General features: G+C 70.0%; 18 protein-coding genes. 14 read left to right on the top strand and 4 right to left on the bottom strand.

Annotated elements, in window-relative coordinates; all coding sequences use genetic code 11:
- Positions 1-3: 3 nt before the first annotated feature.
- The 3 genes from thrB to prfA all read left to right on the top strand — a co-directional run bounded on the left by thrB (position 4) and on the right by prfA (position 4,174).
- On the top strand, positions 4-969 hold the full coding sequence (gene thrB, locus AUV07_RS07545; protein ID WP_231868219.1) for a homoserine kinase: 966 nt from the start codon (positions 4-6) through the stop codon (positions 967-969).
- Positions 970-1,133: 164 nt separating this feature from the next.
- Positions 1,134-3,086, top strand: a complete 1,953-nt coding sequence (gene rho, locus AUV07_RS07540; protein WP_062635004.1) for a transcription termination factor Rho — start codon at positions 1,134-1,136, stop codon at positions 3,084-3,086.
- 8 nt (positions 3,087-3,094) lie between these two features.
- A complete protein-coding gene (gene prfA, locus AUV07_RS07535) occupies positions 3,095-4,174 on the top strand; it encodes a peptide chain release factor 1 (RefSeq protein WP_025103135.1) in 1,080 nt (359 codons plus the stop codon).
- 18 nt (positions 4,175-4,192) lie between these two features.
- On the opposite strand, the gene AUV07_RS07530 is transcribed toward prfA, so the two are convergent.
- Entirely contained in the window at positions 4,193-4,846 is a 654-nt protein-coding gene (locus tag AUV07_RS07530) for a response regulator (RefSeq protein ID WP_062635002.1), read from the bottom strand.
- Positions 4,843-6,486: a sensor histidine kinase gene (locus AUV07_RS07525; RefSeq protein WP_157523945.1), complete on the bottom strand. Its 1,644-nt coding sequence runs from the start codon at positions 6,484-6,486 to the stop codon at positions 4,843-4,845. Before AUV07_RS07525 ends, AUV07_RS07530 begins: the two co-directional genes overlap by 4 nt.
- 147 nt (positions 6,487-6,633) lie before the next feature.
- On the opposite strand from AUV07_RS07525, the gene AUV07_RS07520 reads away from it, so the two are divergent.
- Complete coding sequence (locus AUV07_RS07520; protein ID WP_062635000.1) at positions 6,634-8,181, top strand: CitMHS family transporter; 1,548 nt, start codon at positions 6,634-6,636, stop codon at positions 8,179-8,181.
- Between the two features lie 26 nt (positions 8,182-8,207).
- On the opposite strand, the gene epsC is transcribed toward AUV07_RS07520, so the two are convergent.
- Together epsC and cysK are read right to left on the bottom strand one after the other, a co-directional pair.
- The gene (gene epsC, locus AUV07_RS07515) at positions 8,208-8,777 is read right to left on the bottom strand and encodes a serine O-acetyltransferase EpsC (protein WP_062634998.1); all 570 of its coding nucleotides are present in this window, start codon (positions 8,775-8,777) and stop codon (positions 8,208-8,210) included.
- A gap of 8 nt (positions 8,778-8,785) precedes the next feature.
- A complete protein-coding gene (cysK, locus tag AUV07_RS07510) occupies positions 8,786-9,724 on the bottom strand; it encodes a cysteine synthase A (protein WP_025103141.1) in 939 nt (312 codons plus the stop codon).
- 97 nt (positions 9,725-9,821) lie between these two features.
- Between cysK and prmC the strand changes: the two genes are divergently transcribed.
- From prmC to AUV07_RS07460, 10 genes are all read left to right on the top strand, one after another.
- Positions 9,822-10,682: a peptide chain release factor N(5)-glutamine methyltransferase gene (gene prmC, locus AUV07_RS07505; RefSeq protein WP_062634996.1), complete on the top strand. Its 861-nt coding sequence runs from the start codon at positions 9,822-9,824 to the stop codon at positions 10,680-10,682.
- Positions 10,683-10,734: 52 nt separating this feature from the next.
- Positions 10,735-11,430 (top strand): L-threonylcarbamoyladenylate synthase, encoded by a 696-nt coding sequence (locus AUV07_RS07500; RefSeq protein ID WP_062634994.1) that lies wholly within the window; start codon positions 10,735-10,737, stop codon positions 11,428-11,430.
- The gene (locus AUV07_RS07495) at positions 11,427-12,599 is read left to right on the top strand and encodes an MraY family glycosyltransferase (protein ID WP_025103144.1); all 1,173 of its coding nucleotides are present in this window, start codon (positions 11,427-11,429) and stop codon (positions 12,597-12,599) included. The genes AUV07_RS07500 and AUV07_RS07495 overlap by 4 nt, the downstream gene beginning before the upstream one ends.
- A complete protein-coding gene (locus tag AUV07_RS07490; protein WP_062634992.1) occupies positions 12,596-13,114 on the top strand; it encodes a hypothetical protein in 519 nt (172 codons plus the stop codon). Before AUV07_RS07495 ends, AUV07_RS07490 begins: the two co-directional genes overlap by 4 nt.
- Positions 13,115-13,258: 144 nt before the next feature.
- Positions 13,259-14,047 carry a F0F1 ATP synthase subunit A gene (gene atpB, locus AUV07_RS07485; protein ID WP_036292497.1) on the top strand — a complete coding sequence of 263 codons (789 nt, stop codon included), beginning with the start codon at positions 13,259-13,261 and terminating at the stop codon, positions 14,045-14,047.
- Between the two features lie 43 nt (positions 14,048-14,090).
- On the top strand, positions 14,091-14,327 hold the full coding sequence (atpE, locus tag AUV07_RS07480; RefSeq protein ID WP_025103147.1) for an ATP synthase F0 subunit C: 237 nt from the start codon (positions 14,091-14,093) through the stop codon (positions 14,325-14,327).
- Between the two features lie 27 nt (positions 14,328-14,354).
- A complete protein-coding gene (locus AUV07_RS07475; RefSeq protein ID WP_060922506.1) occupies positions 14,355-14,933 on the top strand; it encodes a F0F1 ATP synthase subunit B in 579 nt (192 codons plus the stop codon).
- The gene (locus AUV07_RS07470) at positions 14,933-15,724 is read left to right on the top strand and encodes a F0F1 ATP synthase subunit delta (RefSeq protein ID WP_062634990.1); all 792 of its coding nucleotides are present in this window, start codon (positions 14,933-14,935) and stop codon (positions 15,722-15,724) included. The genes AUV07_RS07475 and AUV07_RS07470 overlap by 1 nt, the downstream gene beginning before the upstream one ends.
- Positions 15,725-15,771: 47 nt before the next feature.
- A complete protein-coding gene (gene atpA, locus AUV07_RS07465; protein ID WP_062634989.1) occupies positions 15,772-17,412 on the top strand; it encodes a F0F1 ATP synthase subunit alpha in 1,641 nt (546 codons plus the stop codon).
- A gap of 19 nt (positions 17,413-17,431) precedes the next feature.
- Entirely contained in the window at positions 17,432-18,328 is an 897-nt protein-coding gene (locus AUV07_RS07460; RefSeq protein WP_025103151.1) for a F0F1 ATP synthase subunit gamma, read from the top strand.

Genomic DNA, 18,328 nt, shown 5'->3' with positions numbered 1-18,328 from the left:
ACGGTGACGGCCACGGCTCCCGCCCCCGAGGAGCACGGCGCGCGTGTGGGGCGCACGGTCGAGGTGACGGTGCCGGCGACGAGCGCCAACCTCGGCCCCGGCTTCGACACTCTCGGCCTGGCGCTCAGCATCTACGACCGGCTCGAGGTGACGGCGTTGCCCGAGGGGCAGCTCGAGATCGAGGTCTCCGGTTCCGGCGCTGAGGACATCCCGCGGGATGCCTCCAACCTCATCGTCCGGACGATCGCCTATGTGTTCGCCGACGCCGGCCGCCCGATGCCCGGACTGCGCATCGTGGCCGAGAACGCCGTCCCGCACGGCCGAGGCCTCGGGTCCTCCGGCGCGGCCGTCGCTGCCGGCGTGCTCGCGGCGAAGGGGCTGCTGGCGGGAGACGTCGACATCTCCGACACCGATCTGCTGCGCCTGGCGACCGAACTGGAGGGCCACCCGGACAACGTGGCCCCTGCGCTGTTCGGCGGGCTCACGATCGCGTGGATGGGGGAGCGCGGCCCGCAGCACAAGAAGCTCCTCGTGCACCGCGGCGTCTCCCCGCTCGTCCTCGTCCCGGCGTACACGATGTCCACCTCGCAGGCCCGGTCGCTGCAGCCGCCGCACGTCTCCACGGCCGACGCGGTGTTCAACGTGTCCCGGTCCGCACTGCTCATCGCCGCGCTGATGCAGAGCCCGGAGCTGCTGCTCGACGCGACCGCCGACCGCCTGCACCAGGACTACCGCGCCGGTGCCATGCCGGAGACGCAGCGCCTCGTGCAGGCTCTGCGTGCCGCCGGATTCGCGGCGGTCGTCTCCGGCGCCGGACCCAGCGTGCTCGTGCTCGCCGACGGTCCCGGCAGCCGTCTGGACGCCGTCGAGGTGGCCAATCAGGTGACCGACACCCCGTGGGAGGCGCTCCTGCTCGCCGTCGACGTCCGTGGTGGTACAGTGGGGGATCGAGCGGAGGGCTCCACGTAGCATTCGTGAATCTGGCCCCATTGCATCTCTTGCAAGACCCGCACGCGAACCCCTGAGGCCCAAGTGCCGAGGCTGGCTGACGCCGAGCGTCAGCCCGTGCGATCGTGCGCAGCACCCGTTGTGCGCGTTCACGCTCATTTCCCATGACCTATAAGGGAGTACTCGTGGAGAACCTCTCCGAGACCCAGAACGATCAGGCGGCTCCGACCGCCGATGCCCCCGTCGCCGAGCAGGCGACCGAATCCGCTCCGGCCAAGAAGCGCGCACCGCGTCGGGCGAACACCGCCACGGCTGCGGCCAAGGCGGCCAAGGCCGCGGAGGAGTCCGGCTCGGCGGAGGCCCCTGCGGCTGCCGGCGACTCCGCCGAGGCGGCGGAGGCGGCCCCGAAGGCGAAGGCTCCGCGCCGCACGCGGGCGAAGAAGGCGGACGCCGAGGCTCCGGCCGAGGCCGCACCGGCTGAAGCGGCCTCGGCTGCCGAGACCACCGAGGCGCCCGCCGAGGCCCCCAAGTCCGCCCGCGGCCGTCGCACGAAGAAGGCGGACGCCGAGGCCCCGGAGGCGAAGACCGAGAAGGCCGAGGCTGCACCGGCCGACAGCGCCGCGGAGACCACCGACGCGGGCACCGCCCAGGGCGGCCGCGCCAAGAACGACGCGGCGAAGAGCGAGTCGAAGAACGACGGCGCTGCCGCGAAGAACGAGGCCGAGGCGGACGCTCCCGCGAAGGACGCATCCGGCGAGGCGGACAACGGCGAGGAGCAGGGCGGCCGGGGCCGCAGCCGCAACCGCAACCGCAACCGTGGCCGCGGCCAGGGCGGCGGTCAGGAGCAGGCGCAGAACGCGCCGGCCGACGACGACCAGACGGGTAACGGCAACGGCCGCAACCGTCAGCGCAACAAGCGTCGCAGCGGCGGCCAGGTCGACGAGTTCGAGACGGAGATCACCGAGGACGACGTCCTCATCCCGATCGCCGGCATCCTCGACGTGCTCGACAACTACGCCTTCGTGCGCACCACCGGTTACCTGGCCGGCCCGAGCGACGTCTACGTCTCGCTCGGCCAGGTCAAGAAGTACAACCTCCGCAAGGGCGATGCCGTCGTCGGCTCCATCAAGCAGCCGCGCGAGGGCGAGCAGCAGGGTCGGCAGAAGTACAACGCCCTGGTCAAGGTCGACTCGATCAACGGCCTCTCGGTCGACGATGCGGCCACCCGCGTGGAGTTCGGCAAGCTCACCCCGCTCTACCCGCAGGAGCGTCTGCGGCTGGAGACGGCTCCGGAGAAGCTCACGCAGCGGATCATCGACCTCGTCGCGCCGATCGGCAAGGGCCAGCGCGGCCTCATCGTCGCACCGCCCAAGGCCGGCAAGACGATCGTCCTGCAGCAGATCGCCAATGCGATCGCGCAGAACAACCCCGAGGTCCACCTCATGGTCGTGCTCGTCGACGAGCGCCCCGAAGAGGTCACCGACATGGAGCGCACCGTGAAGGGCGAGGTCATCGCCTCCACCTTCGACCGCCCCGCGGAGGACCACACCACGGTCGCCGAGCTCGCGATCGAGCGGGCCAAGCGCCTCGTCGAGCTGGGCCGCGACGTGGTCGTGCTGCTCGACTCGATCACCCGCCTCGGGCGCGCGTACAACCTGGCCGCTCCGGCGTCCGGCCGCGTGCTCACCGGCGGTGTCGACGCGTCCGCGCTCTACCCGCCGAAGCGCTTCTTCGGTGCCGCGCGCAACATCGAGAACGGCGGATCCCTCACGATCCTCGCCACCGCGCTCGTCGAGACCGGTTCCAAGATGGACGAGGTCATCTTCGAGGAGTTCAAGGGCACCGGCAACAGCGAGCTGCGGCTGTCCCGTCAGCTGGCCGACAAGCGGATCTTCCCGGCGGTCGACGTCAACGCGTCCAGCACCCGCCGCGAGGAGATGCTGCTCTCGGCCGACGAGGTCAAGATCACGTGGAAGCTGCGCCGTGCTCTCGCCGGCCTCGACCCGCAGCAGGCCCTGGAGGTCGTGCTCGGCAAGCTCAAGGAGACCCACTCCAACGTGGAGTTCCTCGTGCAGATGCAGAAGTCCATCCCGACGCTGCCCTCGGGCGCTCACGGGCACGACAACAACATCCGCTGAGGACCGACGTGTTCGAGTCCGTCCAGACTCTGATCGACGAGCATCGCCGGGTCCAGGAGGAGCTCTCCGACCCGGCGGTGCACGCCGACGCGGCACGCGCCAAGCGCGTCAACCGTCGGTACGCCGAGCTGTCGCGCATCGTGGCGGCGCATGAGGCGTGGACGGCTGCCGTCGACGATCTGGAGGCGGCGCGGGAACTGGCCCGTGAGGACGAGGCCTTCGCCGCGGAGGTCCCCGCCCTCGAAGAGGGCGTGCAGGCGGCGCAGGAGCGTCTGCGGCGACTGCTCATCCCGCGCGACCCGGATGACGCCCGCGACGTGATCATGGAGATCAAGGCGGGGGAGGGCGGCGCGGAGTCGGCCCTGTTCGCCGCGGATCTGCTGCGCATGTACGTGCAGTACGCCGCGTCGAAGGGGTGGAAGACCGAGCTGCTCGAGCGCAACGAGTCCGACCTGGGCGGCTACAAGGACGTCCAGGTCGCCATCAAGGGTTCCTCGTCCGACCCCGCGCAGGGTGTCTGGGCGCATCTGAAGTACGAGGGCGGCGTGCACCGCGTGCAGCGGGTTCCCGCCACGGAGTCGCAGGGCCGCATCCACACCTCGACGACCGGCGTGCTCGTGTTCCCCGAGGTGGACGAGCCCGAGGAGATCCAGATCGATCAGAACGATCTGAAGATCGACGTGTTCCGCTCGTCGGGCCCCGGCGGACAGTCGGTGAACACCACCGACTCCGCTGTCCGCATCACGCACGTGCCGACCGGGATCGTCGTGTCGATGCAGAACGAGAAGTCGCAGCTGCAGAACCGCGAGGCGGCGATGCGGGTGCTGCGTGCCCGGCTGCTGGCCAAGCAGCAGGAGGAGCTCGATGCGGCCGCCTCGGACGCGCGCAAGTCGCAGATCCGCGGCATGGACCGTTCGGAGCGCATCCGCACCTACAACTTCCCGGAGAACCGGATCGCGGATCACCGCACCGGGTTCAAGGCGTACAACCTCGATCAGGTCATGGACGGTGCGCTCGACCCCATCATCGAGAGCGCCATCGCCGCCGACGAAGAGGCCCGTCTGGCCGCCGTCGGCTCCGAGGGCTGAGCGGCCGCCGCGACGGCGTCAGGTGCGCGCAGCGTACCGGTGCTCGGGACGCCCGGTCGACCCGTAGCGCAAGCGCACCTCGACGATGGTCCGTGCGGCGAGAGCCGCGAGGTGCCGTTGTGCCGTGGCACGGGAGATGCCGACCCGCTCGGCGACCTCCGCCGCTGAAGCCTCGCCGTCGCCGAGCGCCGCGAGCACGCGCTGCTCGGTGGCCGAGCGCGACAGGGAGACCGGCTCGCCGCCGCCGTGCAGGATCGCCAGCGCGCGGTCCACGTCCTCCTGCGTGAGGGGCCGATCACCCGCGAGCAGGTTGCGGTAGCGGGTGTACCGGTCGAGGAGTCCCGTGAGAGCACGTCGGTCGAAAGGCTTCACGAGGTAGCCCACGGCGCCGGCTCGCAGTGCGCGGCGCACGGTGGGCGCGTCGTCCACGGCGGAGATGAGGATCGCGTCGACCCCGAGCTCGCGGACGAGTCCGATGCCGTCCCCGTCGGGGAGGTAGACGTCGGCGAGCAGGAGGTCGGGGCGTGTCGCGCGCACGAGGTCGCGCGCCTCGGCGCAGGACCGCGCGGTCCCGGTCACGGTGTATCCGGGCTGATCGTCCACGATCGTCCGGTGCAGGTCGGCCACCCGGAAGTCGTCGTCGAGGATGAGCGCGCGCAGCGGTTCGGTCATCGGTCCTCCTTCGGGACACGCGGGGCGGGGTCGACGGCATCACCGAGCCGGGCGGCGAAGACCGCGCCGTGGTCGGGACCGCCGGGGTCGATGATCCAGAGGTCGCCGCCGCTGCGGCGGGCGATCTCCGTCGCGAGCGGCAGGCCGATGCCGTGTCCATGCACGGAGTCCCCGCCCCCGTCGTCGGCGCGCGGTCGCGGATCGGACGGGCGGAGCCCCTCGCCGGAGTCGGCCACCGTGACGACGAGCGCGTCACCGTCGCTCAGCACGGAAACGTCCACCCACCGTGGCTCCCGCGTGCCCGCGACGGCGGCCACGACCGCGTTGTCCACGAGGTTGCCGAGTACGCTGGCCACGTCCTCCGCCCGACGGACGGTGCCGATCACCTGGGTGTCTGCCGCGATCCGCAGGGCGACGCCCCGTTCGGCGGCCTCGACGCCCTTGGCCCCGAGGAAGGCGTGCAGGAACGGGTCGCCCACGAGGTCGAGTCCGGTCACGGGGAACGTCACCGGACCACGGCTGACCAGCTCGTCGAGGAACGCCCTGGCGTCGTCGACGCGACCGGCGTCGATGAGGCCCGCGGCCACATGGAGGCGGTTCGCGAACTCGTGGCGTTGGACACGCAGCGCGGAGGTCATCGTCCGAACGGCCTCCAGCCGCTCGGTCAGGGCGATGAGGTCGGTGCGGTCGCGCACGATCAGCACATCGCCGAGCGCGCGCCCGTCGCGTCGCACCGCGCGCGACTCGAGGTACAGCATCCGGTCGCCCACGACGGCCTCCGCGCGGTCGCGAGCCCCGGTGGCGGTGTCGCGCACGACAGGGGGGAGGGGAAGCGCGTCCACGGGGCGGCCGATCGGATCGTGGAGCCCGAGAAGCCGGTCCGCCGCGGCATTGCTCACGCGCACGACGCCGTCCTGATCGACCGCGAGCACGCCGTCGCCGACGCCGTCGAGCACCGCCGTCTGATTCTGCACGAGGGCGACCAGCTCCTCGGGCTGCACGCCGATGGTCAACCGTTCCCAGCGCCGACGCAGGAGGAGGAAGGCCAGCAGCGCGAGGGCGAGGGCGCCGGCGGCGGTCAGACCGAGCGCGGCGAGCAGCGGCGCCAGGTCGTCGAAGACGCCGTTGCGCTCGAACCCGACGCTGATCTCGCCGACCGGCGTGCCGGAGTCGTCGCGCACCGGCACCTTCGCGCGGGCGGACTCGCCGAGCGTGCCGGTCTGCCAGTCGACCACCTCGTGTCCCGCCAGCACCGCGGCGAACGGGGTGCTCACGACCTCGCCGATCCGCGAGGGCAGCGGATGGGCGAGTCGGATGCCTTCATCGTCCGTGATGACGACGAACAGGGCCCCGGTGCGGGCCATGACGTCTGTGGCGATCTGCTGCAGGTCTCCGTCGCGCAGCGCCTCCGCGTCCGGCTCGTCGTCCGACGCGGAGATGGCGGCGACCGCCGCCCGCACCTGCGCGTCCTCGGCCAGGGTCCTCGCGATGCCGAGCGCGGTCGACTCCGCCTCGGCGCGCAGCTGCTGGACCGCGAGGGCGAGGTACACGCCCGTGCACAGCGTCACGACGAGGGCGACGGCGGCGAGGTGCAGCAGCAGCGCGCGGGTCGCGAACCGGACCCGTCTCCGCGGGGACATCGACACCTCCTCGATGCGCAATATGCGCAGAAGTCACGGTACGCGCACAAGGCGCGGTTATGCGGCATACCGCGCTCCGCGTCTCCGGATTCCCTAGCCTCGTCAGGATCCGTCAGCGATGACGGAGCGACGACGAAGGAGTCACGCATGTTCCACGCATCGACCGCGCTGATCGCTGCCGCCGAGGAGGAGGCACCGACCTACGACGTGGCCTTCGTGCCGCCGGAGGGTGTGCTCGTCATCCTCGGCTTCACGATGGTCCTCGTGTTCATGACGCTGATCATGACCAAGCGCCTCACCCCGATGGTGGCCCTGATCCTCGTGCCGACCGCCTTCGGGCTCTTCGCGGGAGCAGGGCTCGGGCTCGGCGACATGATCCTCGACTCGATCGGCGCCATGGCGCCCACGGCCGCGCTGCTGATGTTCGCGATCATGTTCTTCGGCATCATGATCGACGTCGGCCTCTTCGATCCCCTCATCCGGCTGATCACGCGGGTGCTCGGCGACGACCCCGCGAAGGTGGTGCTCGGGACCGCGCTCCTCGCGGGCGCGGTGTCCCTCGACGGCGACGGCTCGACGACCTTCATCATCACGACCTCCGCGATGCTGCCCATCTACCTCCGTCTCGGCATGAGTCCCGTCGTCCTCACCTGTGTCGCCGGCCTCATGAACGGCACGCTCAACATCGTCCCGTGGGGCGGCCCGACCGTGCGCGCCGCGACCGCGCTCGGTGTTCAGCCGACGGAGATCTTCGTGCCGATGCTCCCCGCCCTGGGCGCAGGCATCGTCGTGACGCTCGGCTTCGCCTGGCTCCTCGGCCTGGGGGAGCGGCGGCGCTTGGGGCGGATCGACGCGGACGGCCGGCTCACCGGAGCCGACGGCGGCGTCCTCTCCTCGGTGCCCCGGATCTTCCGCGGCGCCGAGCTCAAGCCGGGCGCTCGTGCCTCGCTGCGCACCGGCAACCTCGTCGTCGTCGCCGGCGGACACGCTCCGGTCGCCGCCGGGAGCGTCGACCCCGCGGACACCGCGATGGCCGACACCATGCTCGATCCCGCCCGCCCGACCCTGCGTCCGCGGCTGATCTGGTTCAACCTCCTCCTGACCGTCGCGGTCATGGTGCTCCTGGTGATCGACATCCTGCCGCTGCCCTACGTGTTCATGGTCGGCGCGGGCATCGCGCTCGTCGTCAACTTCCGCGGCATCAAGGACCAGGCGGCGGAGATCGTCGCGCACGCCCCGAGCATCGTCGGCGTCGTGTCGATGGTCATCGCCGCCGGCGTCCTCGTGGGGGTCCTCTCCGGCACCGGCATGGTCGACGCGATGGCGACGTGGATCACGAACGTGCTGCCGCCCGCACTCGGCCCGTTCCTCGCCCCGATCACGGGCGTGCTGTCCATCCCGTTCACGTTCTTCATGTCGAACGACGCCTTCTACTTCGGGATCCTCCCCGTGCTCGCTCAGAGCGCGGCGAACTTCGGCATCGATCCGGTCGAGATGGCTAGGGCCTCGATCACCGGGCAGCCGGTGCATCTGCAGAGCCCGCTCGTGCCCGCAATCCTGCTGCTCGTCTCCCTCGCCGGGGTGAACCTCGGAGACCACCACCGCAAGGTGCTGTGGCGCGCGGTCATCGTGTCGCTCGTGATGCTGGGGATCGGCATCCTGGTCGGTGCCGTCCCCTTCTTCGTCGCGCAGTGAGGGCAGCAGGGCGCTGCCCCCGCCCCTCAGATGGAGTAGTCCGGGGCGGTCAGCAGCGCCCTGGTGTCCTCACCGGCGGTCCGCTGACGCGGCTTCGCGGGCACACCCACGAGCACGCTGTCGGCGGGGGCGTCCTTGGTGACCACGGCGTTGGCGCCCACCACCGAACGGGCTCCGACGGTGACGGGGCCGAGGATCTTCGCCCCCGCGCCCACGGCCACGCCGTCCTGCAGGGTGGGGTGCCGCTTGCCGACGTCCCTGGTCCGCCCGCCGAGGGTCACGCCGTGGTACATCAGCACGTCATCGCCGATCTCCGCCGTCTCGCCGATGACGACGCCCATGCCGTGATCGATGAAGAAGCGTCGGCCGATCCGGGCGCCGGGATGGATCTCGACGCCCGTCAGCCACCGGGCGACCTGCGACCCGGTGCGGGCGAGGAGCCGGAGGCGCCGCCGCCACAGCGCGTGCGAGACGCGGTGCGCCCAGATGGCGTGCAGGCCGGGGTAGAGCAGCGCGACCTCGACCGCGGTGCGCGCGGCCGGGTCGCGAAGGCGCGCGGCGGCGATGTCCTCGCGCATTCGCCCGATCATGCCCATCGACGACCTCAGTCCTCGCGCAGATCCTCGAACAGGGCGGTGGAGAGGTACCGCTCGCCGGTGTCCGGGATGATCACGACGATGGTCTTGCCGGCGTTCTCCGGGCGTGCGGCGACGGTCAGCGCGGCGGAGACGGCGGCGCCGGAGGACATGCCGACCAGCAGACCCTCCTTCGCCGCGAGCGCGCGAGCCACGCGCAGCGAGTCCTCGAACTCCGCCGTGATGATCTCGTCGAGCACCTCGCGGTCGAGCACGTCGGGCACGAAGTTCGGCCCGATGCCCTGAATCTTGTGCGGTCCGGGGTGCCCTTCGGTCAGGACGGGGGAGTCCTTGGGCTCGACGGCGATGACCTGGACCTCGGGCTTCGCCGCCTTCAGGGCCTGCCCGGTGCCGGTGACCGTGCCGCCCGTGCCCACGCCGGCGATGAAGATGTCGACCGCGCCGTCGGTGTCGCGCAGGATCTCCTGCGCCGTGGTCTCGCGGTGGATCTGCGGGTTCGCCGCGTTCTCGAACTGGCGGATCCAGATGGCGCCCGGGGTCTCGTCGACGATGCGCTTGACCTCCTCGATCGCCCCCTTCATGCCCTTCGTGGGGTCGGTGAGGACGATCTCCGCGCCGAACGCCTTGAGCAGCACGCGGCGCTCCTTCGACATCGAGGCGGGCATCGTGAGGATGACGCGGTAGCCGCGCGCGGCGCCCACCATGGCGAGGGCGATGCCGGTGTTGCCGCTCGTCGACTCCACGATCGTCCCGCCGGGGGCGAGCTCGCCGGCGGCCTCGGCGGCGTTGATCATGGCGATGCCGATGCGGTCCTTCACACTGGACGCCGGGTTGTAGTACTCGAGCTTCGCGAGCACGGTGGCGCCGAGGCCCTCGGTCACGCGGTTGAGGCGGACGAGCGGGGTGTTCCCGAAAGCGGTGGTGATGTCGGGGTGAATGCCGGACATGGGGGAGCCTTCCTGTGCGGGTGCGCTGCCGATCCAGCCTAGGCGAGCGCGATGGGGGGCGGGGCATTGTGACGGTCGCGCACTCTACGCTGGAGCCATGCCCGACCTCTCCCTTGCCGCCGCCGTGCGCGCCGCGGCGCAGCGTCTCGCCGACGCCGGCGTGCCGGACCCCCTCGTCGATGCGGAGCTGCTCGCCGGACACGTCCGCGGACAGCGCAGGGGAGAGGTGCAGGCGGCGGTGATCCGCGGCGACCGGCTCACCGATGACGACGCGGCTGCGCTGGACGCCCTCGTCGACCGCCGCGCGCGCAGGGAGCCGTTGCAGCATCTCACCGGGACCGCGCCGTTCCGGCACCTGGAGCTCGCGGTCGGCCCCGGCGTCTTCGTCCCGCGTCCCGAGACGGAGACGGTGGTGCAGTACGCGATCGACGCTCTCCTGGGTTCGGGGGAGCCGTCACCGATCGGGGTCGACCTCGGCACCGGCAGCGGCGCGATCGCGCTCGCGATGGCCACCGAGGTGCCGCACGCCCGGGTGTACGCCGCTGAGCTCTCTCCGGAGGCGCACGCCTGGGCCCGACGCAACGTCGAGGGCGTCGAGAACCTCACCCTCGTGCTGTCCGATCTCGCGGATGCCTTCCCCGAACTCGACGGCACCGCGAGCGTCGTCATCTCCAACCCGCCGTACGTGCCGGCGCAGGCGATCCCCCGCGATCCGGAGGTCCGGCTGTTCGATCCGGCGCTGGCCCTCTACGGCGGAGAGGACGGTCTCGACGTCGTCCGCGTCCTCAGCACGCGCGCTCTGCGACTGCTCCGGCCCGGGGGGACGCTGGTGATCGAGCACGGCGAGCTGCAGGGCGCTCCGATCCGGGAGCTGCTCGCGGCGGACGGCTGGCGGGCCGCGGCCACCCATCGCGATCTGACGCTGCGCGATCGCGCCACCACCGCCCTCCGCCCCTGATCAGCAGACGTCGAGCTCGTCCCGAACCCGCCCCGCGTAGAATCGAACCGTCATGTCCCCCATCTTCGACTGCAGCGACGAGGCGCAGCTGCTCGCCGGGATGCGCAACGCGCGTCAGGCGATCGGCCGCGGCGACCTCATCGTCATCCCCACCGACACCGTCTACGGCGTCGCCGCCGACGCCTTCTCGCCGGCCGCGGTCCAGCGCCTCCTGGATGCCAAGGGGCGTGGCCGCGATCAGCCGCCGCCCGTTCTCGTCGGCACGAAGGAGACGCTGACGGCCCTCGCAGAGGAGGTCCCGGAGCCGGTCCAGCGCCTCGTCGACGCCTTCTGGCCCGGCGGTCTCACGATCGTCCTTCCCGCGCAGCCCTCGCTGGTGTGGGACCTGGGGGAGACCAGGGGAACCGTGGCCGTGCGCATGCCCGAGGGGCGCGTGGTTCTCGAACTGCTGGCCGAGACCGGGCCGCTCGCGGTGTCCAGCGCCAACCTCACCGGCAAGGCGGCGGCGATCTCCGCGCTCGACGCGGAGAAGATGCTGGGCGACAGCGTCGCGGTGTATCTGGACGACGGCATGAGCAGGAACGGCGTCGCTTCCACGATCATCGACGCCACCTCGCTCGTCCGCCGCGCCTCCGACGCCGAGCCGGGCGTGGTCCGGGTCCTGCGGGACGGCGTCGTGACGAGAGAGCAGCTGCGCGAGGTCCTGGGCGATCTGCTCGAGCCGGAGCCGCAGGACGGGGATTCGTGAAGCAGTACCTCTTCACGATCATCGTCACCGCCGCGATCACCTTCGTGCTGACGTGGGCGGTGTGGCGGTTGAGCCTGCGCTTCAAGCTGTATCCCGGCATCCGCGAGCGCGACGTGCACACCACGCCGACGCCCCGCCTCGGTGGCGTCGCGATCTTCTTCGGCATCGTGGCCGCGTTCGCGATCTCGGCGGCCAACCCCTTCTTCCAGAGCATCTGGACGCCCCCGCAGACCATGTGGTCCATCCTTGCGGCCGCCCTCCTCATCGCCGTGATCGGGGTCATGGACGACCTCTGGGACATCGACTGGATGATCAAGCTCGGCGCGCAGTTCCTCGCCGCGGGCATCATCACCGTGGGTGGCGGCCTGCAGATCCTCTCCCTGCCGTTCGGCGACCTCATCGTGGTGTCGAGCTGGCTGAGCATCACGATCACGATGTTCGCGATCGTGATCGTCATGAACGCCGTGAACTTCATCGACGGGCTGGACGGTCTCGTCGCCGGCGTCTGCCTGATCTCCAACGGGGTGTTCTTCGCGTACTCGTACATCTTCACGCGCGACTCCGGTGCCTCGAGCTACTTCAACCTCTCCACGTTCCTCGCCGCGGTCCTCATCGGGGCGTGCCTCGGGTTCCTGCCGTTGAACTGGAGCCCGGCGAAGCTGTTCATGGGCGACTCCGGTGCGCTCGTGATCGGCCTGCTCATGGCGACATCGGCCATCGCGATCACCGGGCAGATGGACCCCTCGGCGCTGGACCCGGAGCGCCTCGGACGCTCGCAGCTGATCGGTGCCTTCCTGCCCATCCTGCTTCCGCTGCTCGTCGTGCTCCTGCCGCTCCTGGACTTCGGGCTCGCCGTGCTGCGCCGGATGAGCGCGGGCCGCTCGCCGTTCTCCCCGGACCGCAAGCACCTGCACCACCGGATGCTGGACCTCGGTCACCGCGACCGCGACGCCGTCCTCATCTTCTACGCCTGGACGGCCGTCATCTCGCTCGCCGTCCTCCTGATGTACGTCGGCGCCAGGGAGGACTGGCCGGGCCAGTACATCCCCGGCGTCGTGTTCGGCGTCGTCGGCATCGCCGCGTGCCTCGTCATCACCCTGAGTCCCACCCGCCGACGCAAGACCGCCGCGGGCGCCGCGCCCGACCCGATCCCTCTGGAGCCCCGATGAGCCCGAGCCCCGTTTCCAGCACCCCGATCCTGCGTCGCACCCTCATCTGGTCGGCCGTGGCCACCGTCGTGCTCGCCCTCGTCGCCGGCGGCATCGGATTCGCCGTCGCGCAGGGGGAGGGGCTGATCAGCGGACTGCTCGGCGTGCTCCTCGCCGCGCTCTTCCTCGGCATCACCGGGCTGAGCATCCTCATCGCGAACCGGTGGTACGGCGACCCGCTCTATGTGCAGCTCTTCTTCGCGATCGTGCTCGGCGGCTGGCTGCTGAAGCTCGGCGTCTTCGTCGTCGTGATGATCCTGCTCGCGGGACAGCCGTGGATCGAGCCGATGGTGTTCTTCCTGTCCATCGTGGCGGGCGTGCTCATGTCGCTGATCATCGACGTCGTCGTGCTGACCCAGATGCGCCTGCCGAACGTCAGCGACACCACGCTGCCCACCGAGGTGCCGGAAGACCGCGCCCCGGGAGCGGTGAACGATGCCCAGGACGGCCCGGCGGACGCCGCCCCGCGGTCTTAGGGCACCCTTGGATTCTGATAGTGTTGAGGAGTGCCCGCCGCTCGCCCGCGAGCGCTTGCGCTGTGTAGCACACCGACCATCGTCGCCCCGGTTCTGACCGGTGCCCCGAAGCTGGAGCCCGCGCTGTTTAATCTTGCTGCGACCCTGACCCCCCGACTCGCGTCCTCTGATGGCGAGTTCCACGGCCCTTCGATCGATGAGTTCTTCCCGGAGATCCTCTTCCACGTCGGACCCATCCCGGTCAACCGGATCCACCTGATCCAGTTGCTCTCGGTGATCGCCGTCGTCCTGATCCTCTGGCTCGGCACCCGCCGCATGAAGGTCGTGCCCGGCCGGTTCCAGAGCCTCGTCGAGATGGGCCTCGGCTTCGTCCGCGGCGGCATCGCCCACGACCTGCTGGGCCGCAAGGACGGCGACCGGTTCCTGCCGATCCTCACCACGATCTTCTTCATGGTGCTGTTCATGAACATCACGGGCATCATCCCGTTCCTGAACATGCCGGGAACGGCGATCATCGCGGTGCCGCTCACGCTCGCCGTGGTCAGCTACGTCACCTTCATCTACGCCGGCATCAAGAAGAGCCCGAAGAACTTCTTCAAGAACGCCCTCTTCCCGTCGGGCGTGCCGTGGCCGGTCTACTTCATCGTCACGCCGATCGAGCTCATCTCGACGTTCATCATCCGCCCGGTGACCCTCACCCTGCGACTGCTGATGAACCTCGTCGTCGGCCACATGATCCTGGTCCTCTGCTTCGCAGCGACCCAGTTCTTCTTCTTCACCGCGGGTGGCGGCTGGGCCGCCCTCGGTATCGGAACCCTCGCCTTCGGTGGCGCCTTCACTCTCTTCGAGATCCTGGTGGCCGTCCTGCAGGCATACGTCTTCACCGTCCTCACCGCGGTCTACATCCAGCTCGCGGTCGCAGAAGAGCACTGAGCGGGCGGGCAACAGCCCTCCCACCCAACGAAAGGAAAAACCCGTGGACGCAACTACGGTTCTCGCTGAAATCAACGGCCACCTCGCGGCGGTCGGCTACGGCCTCGCGGCCATCGGCCCGGCCATCGGTGTGGGCATCGTGGTCGGCAAGACCATCGAGGGCGTCGCCCGTCAGCCCGAGCTGGCCGGTCGCCTGCAGGTCCTCATGTGGATCGGTATCGCCTTCACCGAGGCGCTTGCGTTCGTCGGCATCGCCGTCGGATTCATCCCCTTCCCGTAATCCCCACCGACTTCTGAAGGAGACAGGATGCTGAACGCTCTTGTCACGAACCTCGCGGCTGAGGGTGAGGCGGCGAACAACCCGCTGATCCCCGCGTGGTACGACATCATCTGGTCGGGCTTCTGGTTCCTCATCATCCTCGCCGTCGTGTGGAAGGTCGCCCTTCCCCGTCTGACGAAGATGCTCGACGAGCGGTCCGCCGCCATCGAGGGCAACATCGCCAAGGCCGATGAGGCGCAGAAGCAGGCGGAAGCGGCTCTCGAGGAGTACACCCGGCAGCTCGCCGAGGCGCGTACCGAGGCCGGCGAGATCCGTGAGGCCGCCCGTGAGGACGGCAAGAAGATCATCGCCGAGGCGAAGGAGACCGCAGCCAGCGAGGCCGCGCGTCTGACCGCCACCGCGCACACGCAGATCGAGGCCGAGCGCCAGACGGCTCTCGTCTCCCTGCGCAGCGAGGTCGGCTCGCTCGCTCTCGACCTCGCCGGCGGCGTGGTCGGCGAGACGCTCTCCGACGACGCTCGCGCGGCCGCCGTGGTCGACCGCTTCCTCGCCGATCTCGAAGCATCCGACCTTCGACAGGCTCAGGTTCCGGGCGGGCAGTCGTAATGGGCAGCGCGACCGCTCAGGCACTCGCGGCATCCACTCAGACGCTTGCCGCAGCGAAGGACGTCACCCTCGAGACCGCGCGCGAGCTGTTCGCGGCCGCGCGGGCCGTGGGCGAATCGTCTCAGCTGAGCGGCGCGCTGGCTGACCCCTCGGCTCCGACCTCGGCCCGGCAGAACGTCGTGTCCGCGGTGTTCGGCCAGTACGGCTCCGCAGCGCAGGACGTCCTGCGCACCGTGGTCGCCGAGCGCTGGTCGAACGCGTCCGAGCTGATCGACGGCCTCGAAGAGCTCGCGATCCGGGCGGCGACCATCGCCGAGCCCGGCGCGGACATCGAGGGAGAGCTCTTCGGCTTCTCGCGCGTGATCGCGGCGAACCCGGAGCTCGAACTCGCTCTCGGCAGCCGGCTCGGGGGAGAGGACGCGAAGGCCGCACTGGTCGAGCGTCTCCTCGCCGACGCCTCCGCCAGCGCTCCGACGGCCCTCATCGTCACGTCCCTCGTGCGTCAGCCGCGCGAGCGCCGGGTGCGGCAGCTGCTGAGCCGGGCGATGCGCATCGTCTCGAGCCAGCGCGGCCGCCTCGTGGCCACGGTGCACACCGCGACCGAGCTCAGCGACGCCCAGCGCACGCGACTCGGCCAGACGCTCTCGCAGCGATACGGCGGCCAGGTGTCCCTCAACGTCGTCATCGACCCCAGCGTCGTCGGAGGCCTGCGCGTGCAGATCGCCGATGACGTCATCGACGGCAGCATCTCCGCACGACTCGCCGACCTTCGCCAGAAGCTCGCGGGCTAACACGACTTCGCGCGGGGAACCGCGCACCCAGATACAAAGGGAAGACAATGGCAGAACTATCGATCAGCCCCGACGTCATCCGTGACGCGCTGAAGGATTTCGCCGCCGCGTACGAGCCCACCGGGGCCGCGGCGACCGAGGTCGGCACCGTCATCGACGCCGCCGACGGCATCGCTCACGTCGAGGGACTTCCCGGCGTCATGGCGAACGAGCTCGTGACCTTCGCCGACGGCACCAAGGGTCTCGCGCTGAACCTCGACGAGCACGAGATCGGCGTCGTCGTCCTCGGCGACTTCACCGGCATCGAGGCCGGTCAGGAAGTCACCCGCACGGGTGAGGTCCTCTCCGTCCCGGTCGGTGACGGCTACCTCGGCCGCGTCGTCGACCCGCTCGGCAATCCGATCGACGGCCTCGGCGCGATCGCGACCGAGGGTGTCCGCGAGCTCGAGCTCCAGGCCCCCGGCGTCATGCAGCGCAAGTCGGTCCACGAGCCGATGCAGACCGGCATCAAGGCCATCGACGCGATGATCCCGGTCGGCCGCGGCCAGCGCCAGCTCATCATCGGCGACCGTCAGACCGGCAAGACGGCCATCGCGATCGACACGATCATCAACCAGAAGGCCAACTGGGAGTCCGGCGACGTCAACAAGCAGGTCCGCTGCATCTACGTCGCCATCGGTCAGAAGGGCTCGACCATCGCTTCGGTGAAGGGCGCGCTCGAAGAGGCCGGCGCTCTGGAGTACACCACCATCGTGGCGGCTCCGGCGTCCGACCCCGCCGGCTTCAAGTACCTCGCTCCGTACACCGGTTCGGCCATCGGCCAGCACTGGATGTACGGCGGCAAGCACGTCCTGATCATCTTCGACGACCTGTCGAAGCAGGCCGAGGCCTACCGTGCCGTCTCGCTGCTGCTCCGCCGCCCGCCGGGCCGCGAGGCCTACCCGGGTGACGTCTTCTACCTGCACTCGCGTCTGCTCGAGCGGTGCGCGAAGCTGTCCGACGAGCTCGGTGCCGGCTCGATGACGGGTCTCCCGATCATCGAGACCAAGGCGAACGACGTCTCGGCGTACATCCCGACCAACGTGATCTCGATCACCGACGGCCAGATCTTCCTGCAGTCCGACCTCTTCAACGCCAACCAGCGTCCCGCGGTCGACGTGGGTATCTCGGTGTCGCGTGTCGGTGGTGACGCCCAGGTGAAGTCGATCAAGAAGGTCTCCGGAACGTTGAAGCTGGAGCTGGCGCAGTACCGCTCGCTCGAGGCGTTCGCGATGTTCGCGTCGGACCTCGACGCCGCGTCGCGCCGTCAGCTCTCGCGCGGTGCCCGTCTGACCGAGCTGCTCAAGCAGCCGCAGTACTCGCCGTACCCGGTGGAGGAGCAGGTCGTCTCGATCTGGGCCGGCACCAACGGCAAGCTCGACTCGATCGAGGTCGAGGACGTGCTGCGCTTCGAGCGCGAGCTGCTCGACTACCTGCGCCGCAACACCAAGGTGCTCGACACGCTGCGGGAGACGAACGTGCTGGACGACGCGACCGTCGCCGAGCTCGACAAGCAGACCGACAACTTCCTCCTGGAGTTCCAGGGCGGCAAGGGCCACGCCATCGGCGCCCCTGGTCACGAGGAGCACGCTGCGGCCGAGGCCGAGGACGTCAACCAGGAGAAGATCGTCAAGGGTCGTCGCGCGTAATCGCGTGAGGTACTGATTCATGGGCGCTCAACTCAGGGTCTACAAGCAGAAGATCTCTTCTGCTCAGACGACCAAGAAGATCACGAAGGCGATGGAACTCATCGCGGCTTCGCGCATCCAGAAGGCGATGGCACGCGTCAAGGCGTCCACCCCCTTCGCGCGGGCCGTGACGAGGGCCGTGTCCGCCGTCGCGACGCACTCGAACGTCGACCACCCGCTCACCCGCGAGCCCGAGACGATCCGCCGCTCCGCGGTCGTGATCTTCTCGTCGGACCGCGGCCTCGCCGGAGCCTTCAACTCGCAGATCCTCCGTGAGGGTCTCGAGGTCGCGGAGCTCCTGCGTGAGCAGGGCAAGGAGCCGGTGTTCTACCTCGTGGGCCGCAAGGCCGTCGGGTACTTCCAGTTCCGTCGTATCGAGGCCGCTGCAGAGTGGACCGGCGACACCGACACCCCCTCGTTCCACACGGCGGAGGAGATCTCGCAGACGCTTCTCGAGGCCTTCAACCGTGGGGGCGAGGACGGCGGCGTCGACGAGATCCACCTCGTGTACAACCGCTTCGTCAGCATGATGACGCAGTCGCCGGAGTCCGTGCGCCTGCTGCCGCTGGAGATCGCGGAGGCCGACGACTCGGAGGCGGGCAGCACCGTCTACCCGCTGTACGAGTTCGAGCCCGACGCCGAGACGGTGCTCGACGCGATCCTGCCGGTGTACATCCAGAGCCGCGTCTTCAACGCCCTCCTGCAGTCGTCCGCGGCCAAGCAGGCCGCGACGCAGAAGGCGATGAAATCGGCCAGCGACAACGCCGACAAGCTCATCACCGACTACACCCGCCTGCGCAACAACGCGCGTCAGGCCGAGATCACCCAGCAGATCGCCGAGATCGTCGGTGGCGCCGACGCTCTCGCATCGAGCTGA

Source organism: Microbacterium sp. CH1 (assembly GCF_001595495.1).
Lineage (GTDB): Bacteria > Actinomycetota > Actinomycetes > Actinomycetales > Microbacteriaceae > Microbacterium.
The sequence above is the reverse complement of the archived record's forward strand: the minus strand, read 5'-3'. Positions and strand labels throughout refer to the sequence as shown.

Coding starts and splice junctions, on each gene's coding strand:
- AUV07_RS07490 (WP_062634992.1), top strand. CDS start 12,596: ATGAGCCCGAGCCCCGTTTCCAGCACCCCGATCCTGCGTCGCACCCTC.
- cysK (WP_025103141.1), bottom strand. CDS start 9,724: ATGTCCGGCATTCACCCCGACATCACCACCGCTTTCGGGAACACCCCG.
- prmC (WP_062634996.1), top strand. CDS start 9,822: ATGCCCGACCTCTCCCTTGCCGCCGCCGTGCGCGCCGCGGCGCAGCGT.
- AUV07_RS07470 (WP_062634990.1), top strand. CDS start 14,933: ATGGGCAGCGCGACCGCTCAGGCACTCGCGGCATCCACTCAGACGCTT.
- atpA (WP_062634989.1), top strand. CDS start 15,772: ATGGCAGAACTATCGATCAGCCCCGACGTCATCCGTGACGCGCTGAAG.
- AUV07_RS07460 (WP_025103151.1), top strand. CDS start 17,432: ATGGGCGCTCAACTCAGGGTCTACAAGCAGAAGATCTCTTCTGCTCAG.
- AUV07_RS07525 (WP_157523945.1), bottom strand. CDS start 6,486: ATGTCCCCGCGGAGACGGGTCCGGTTCGCGACCCGCGCGCTGCTGCTG.
- AUV07_RS07530 (WP_062635002.1), bottom strand. CDS start 4,846: ATGACCGAACCGCTGCGCGCGCTCATCCTCGACGACGACTTCCGGGTG.
- AUV07_RS07520 (WP_062635000.1), top strand. CDS start 6,634: ATGTTCCACGCATCGACCGCGCTGATCGCTGCCGCCGAGGAGGAGGCA.
- epsC (WP_062634998.1), bottom strand. CDS start 8,777: ATGGGCATGATCGGGCGAATGCGCGAGGACATCGCCGCCGCGCGCCTT.
- AUV07_RS07475 (WP_060922506.1), top strand. CDS start 14,355: ATGCTGAACGCTCTTGTCACGAACCTCGCGGCTGAGGGTGAGGCGGCG.
- AUV07_RS07500 (WP_062634994.1), top strand. CDS start 10,735: ATGTCCCCCATCTTCGACTGCAGCGACGAGGCGCAGCTGCTCGCCGGG.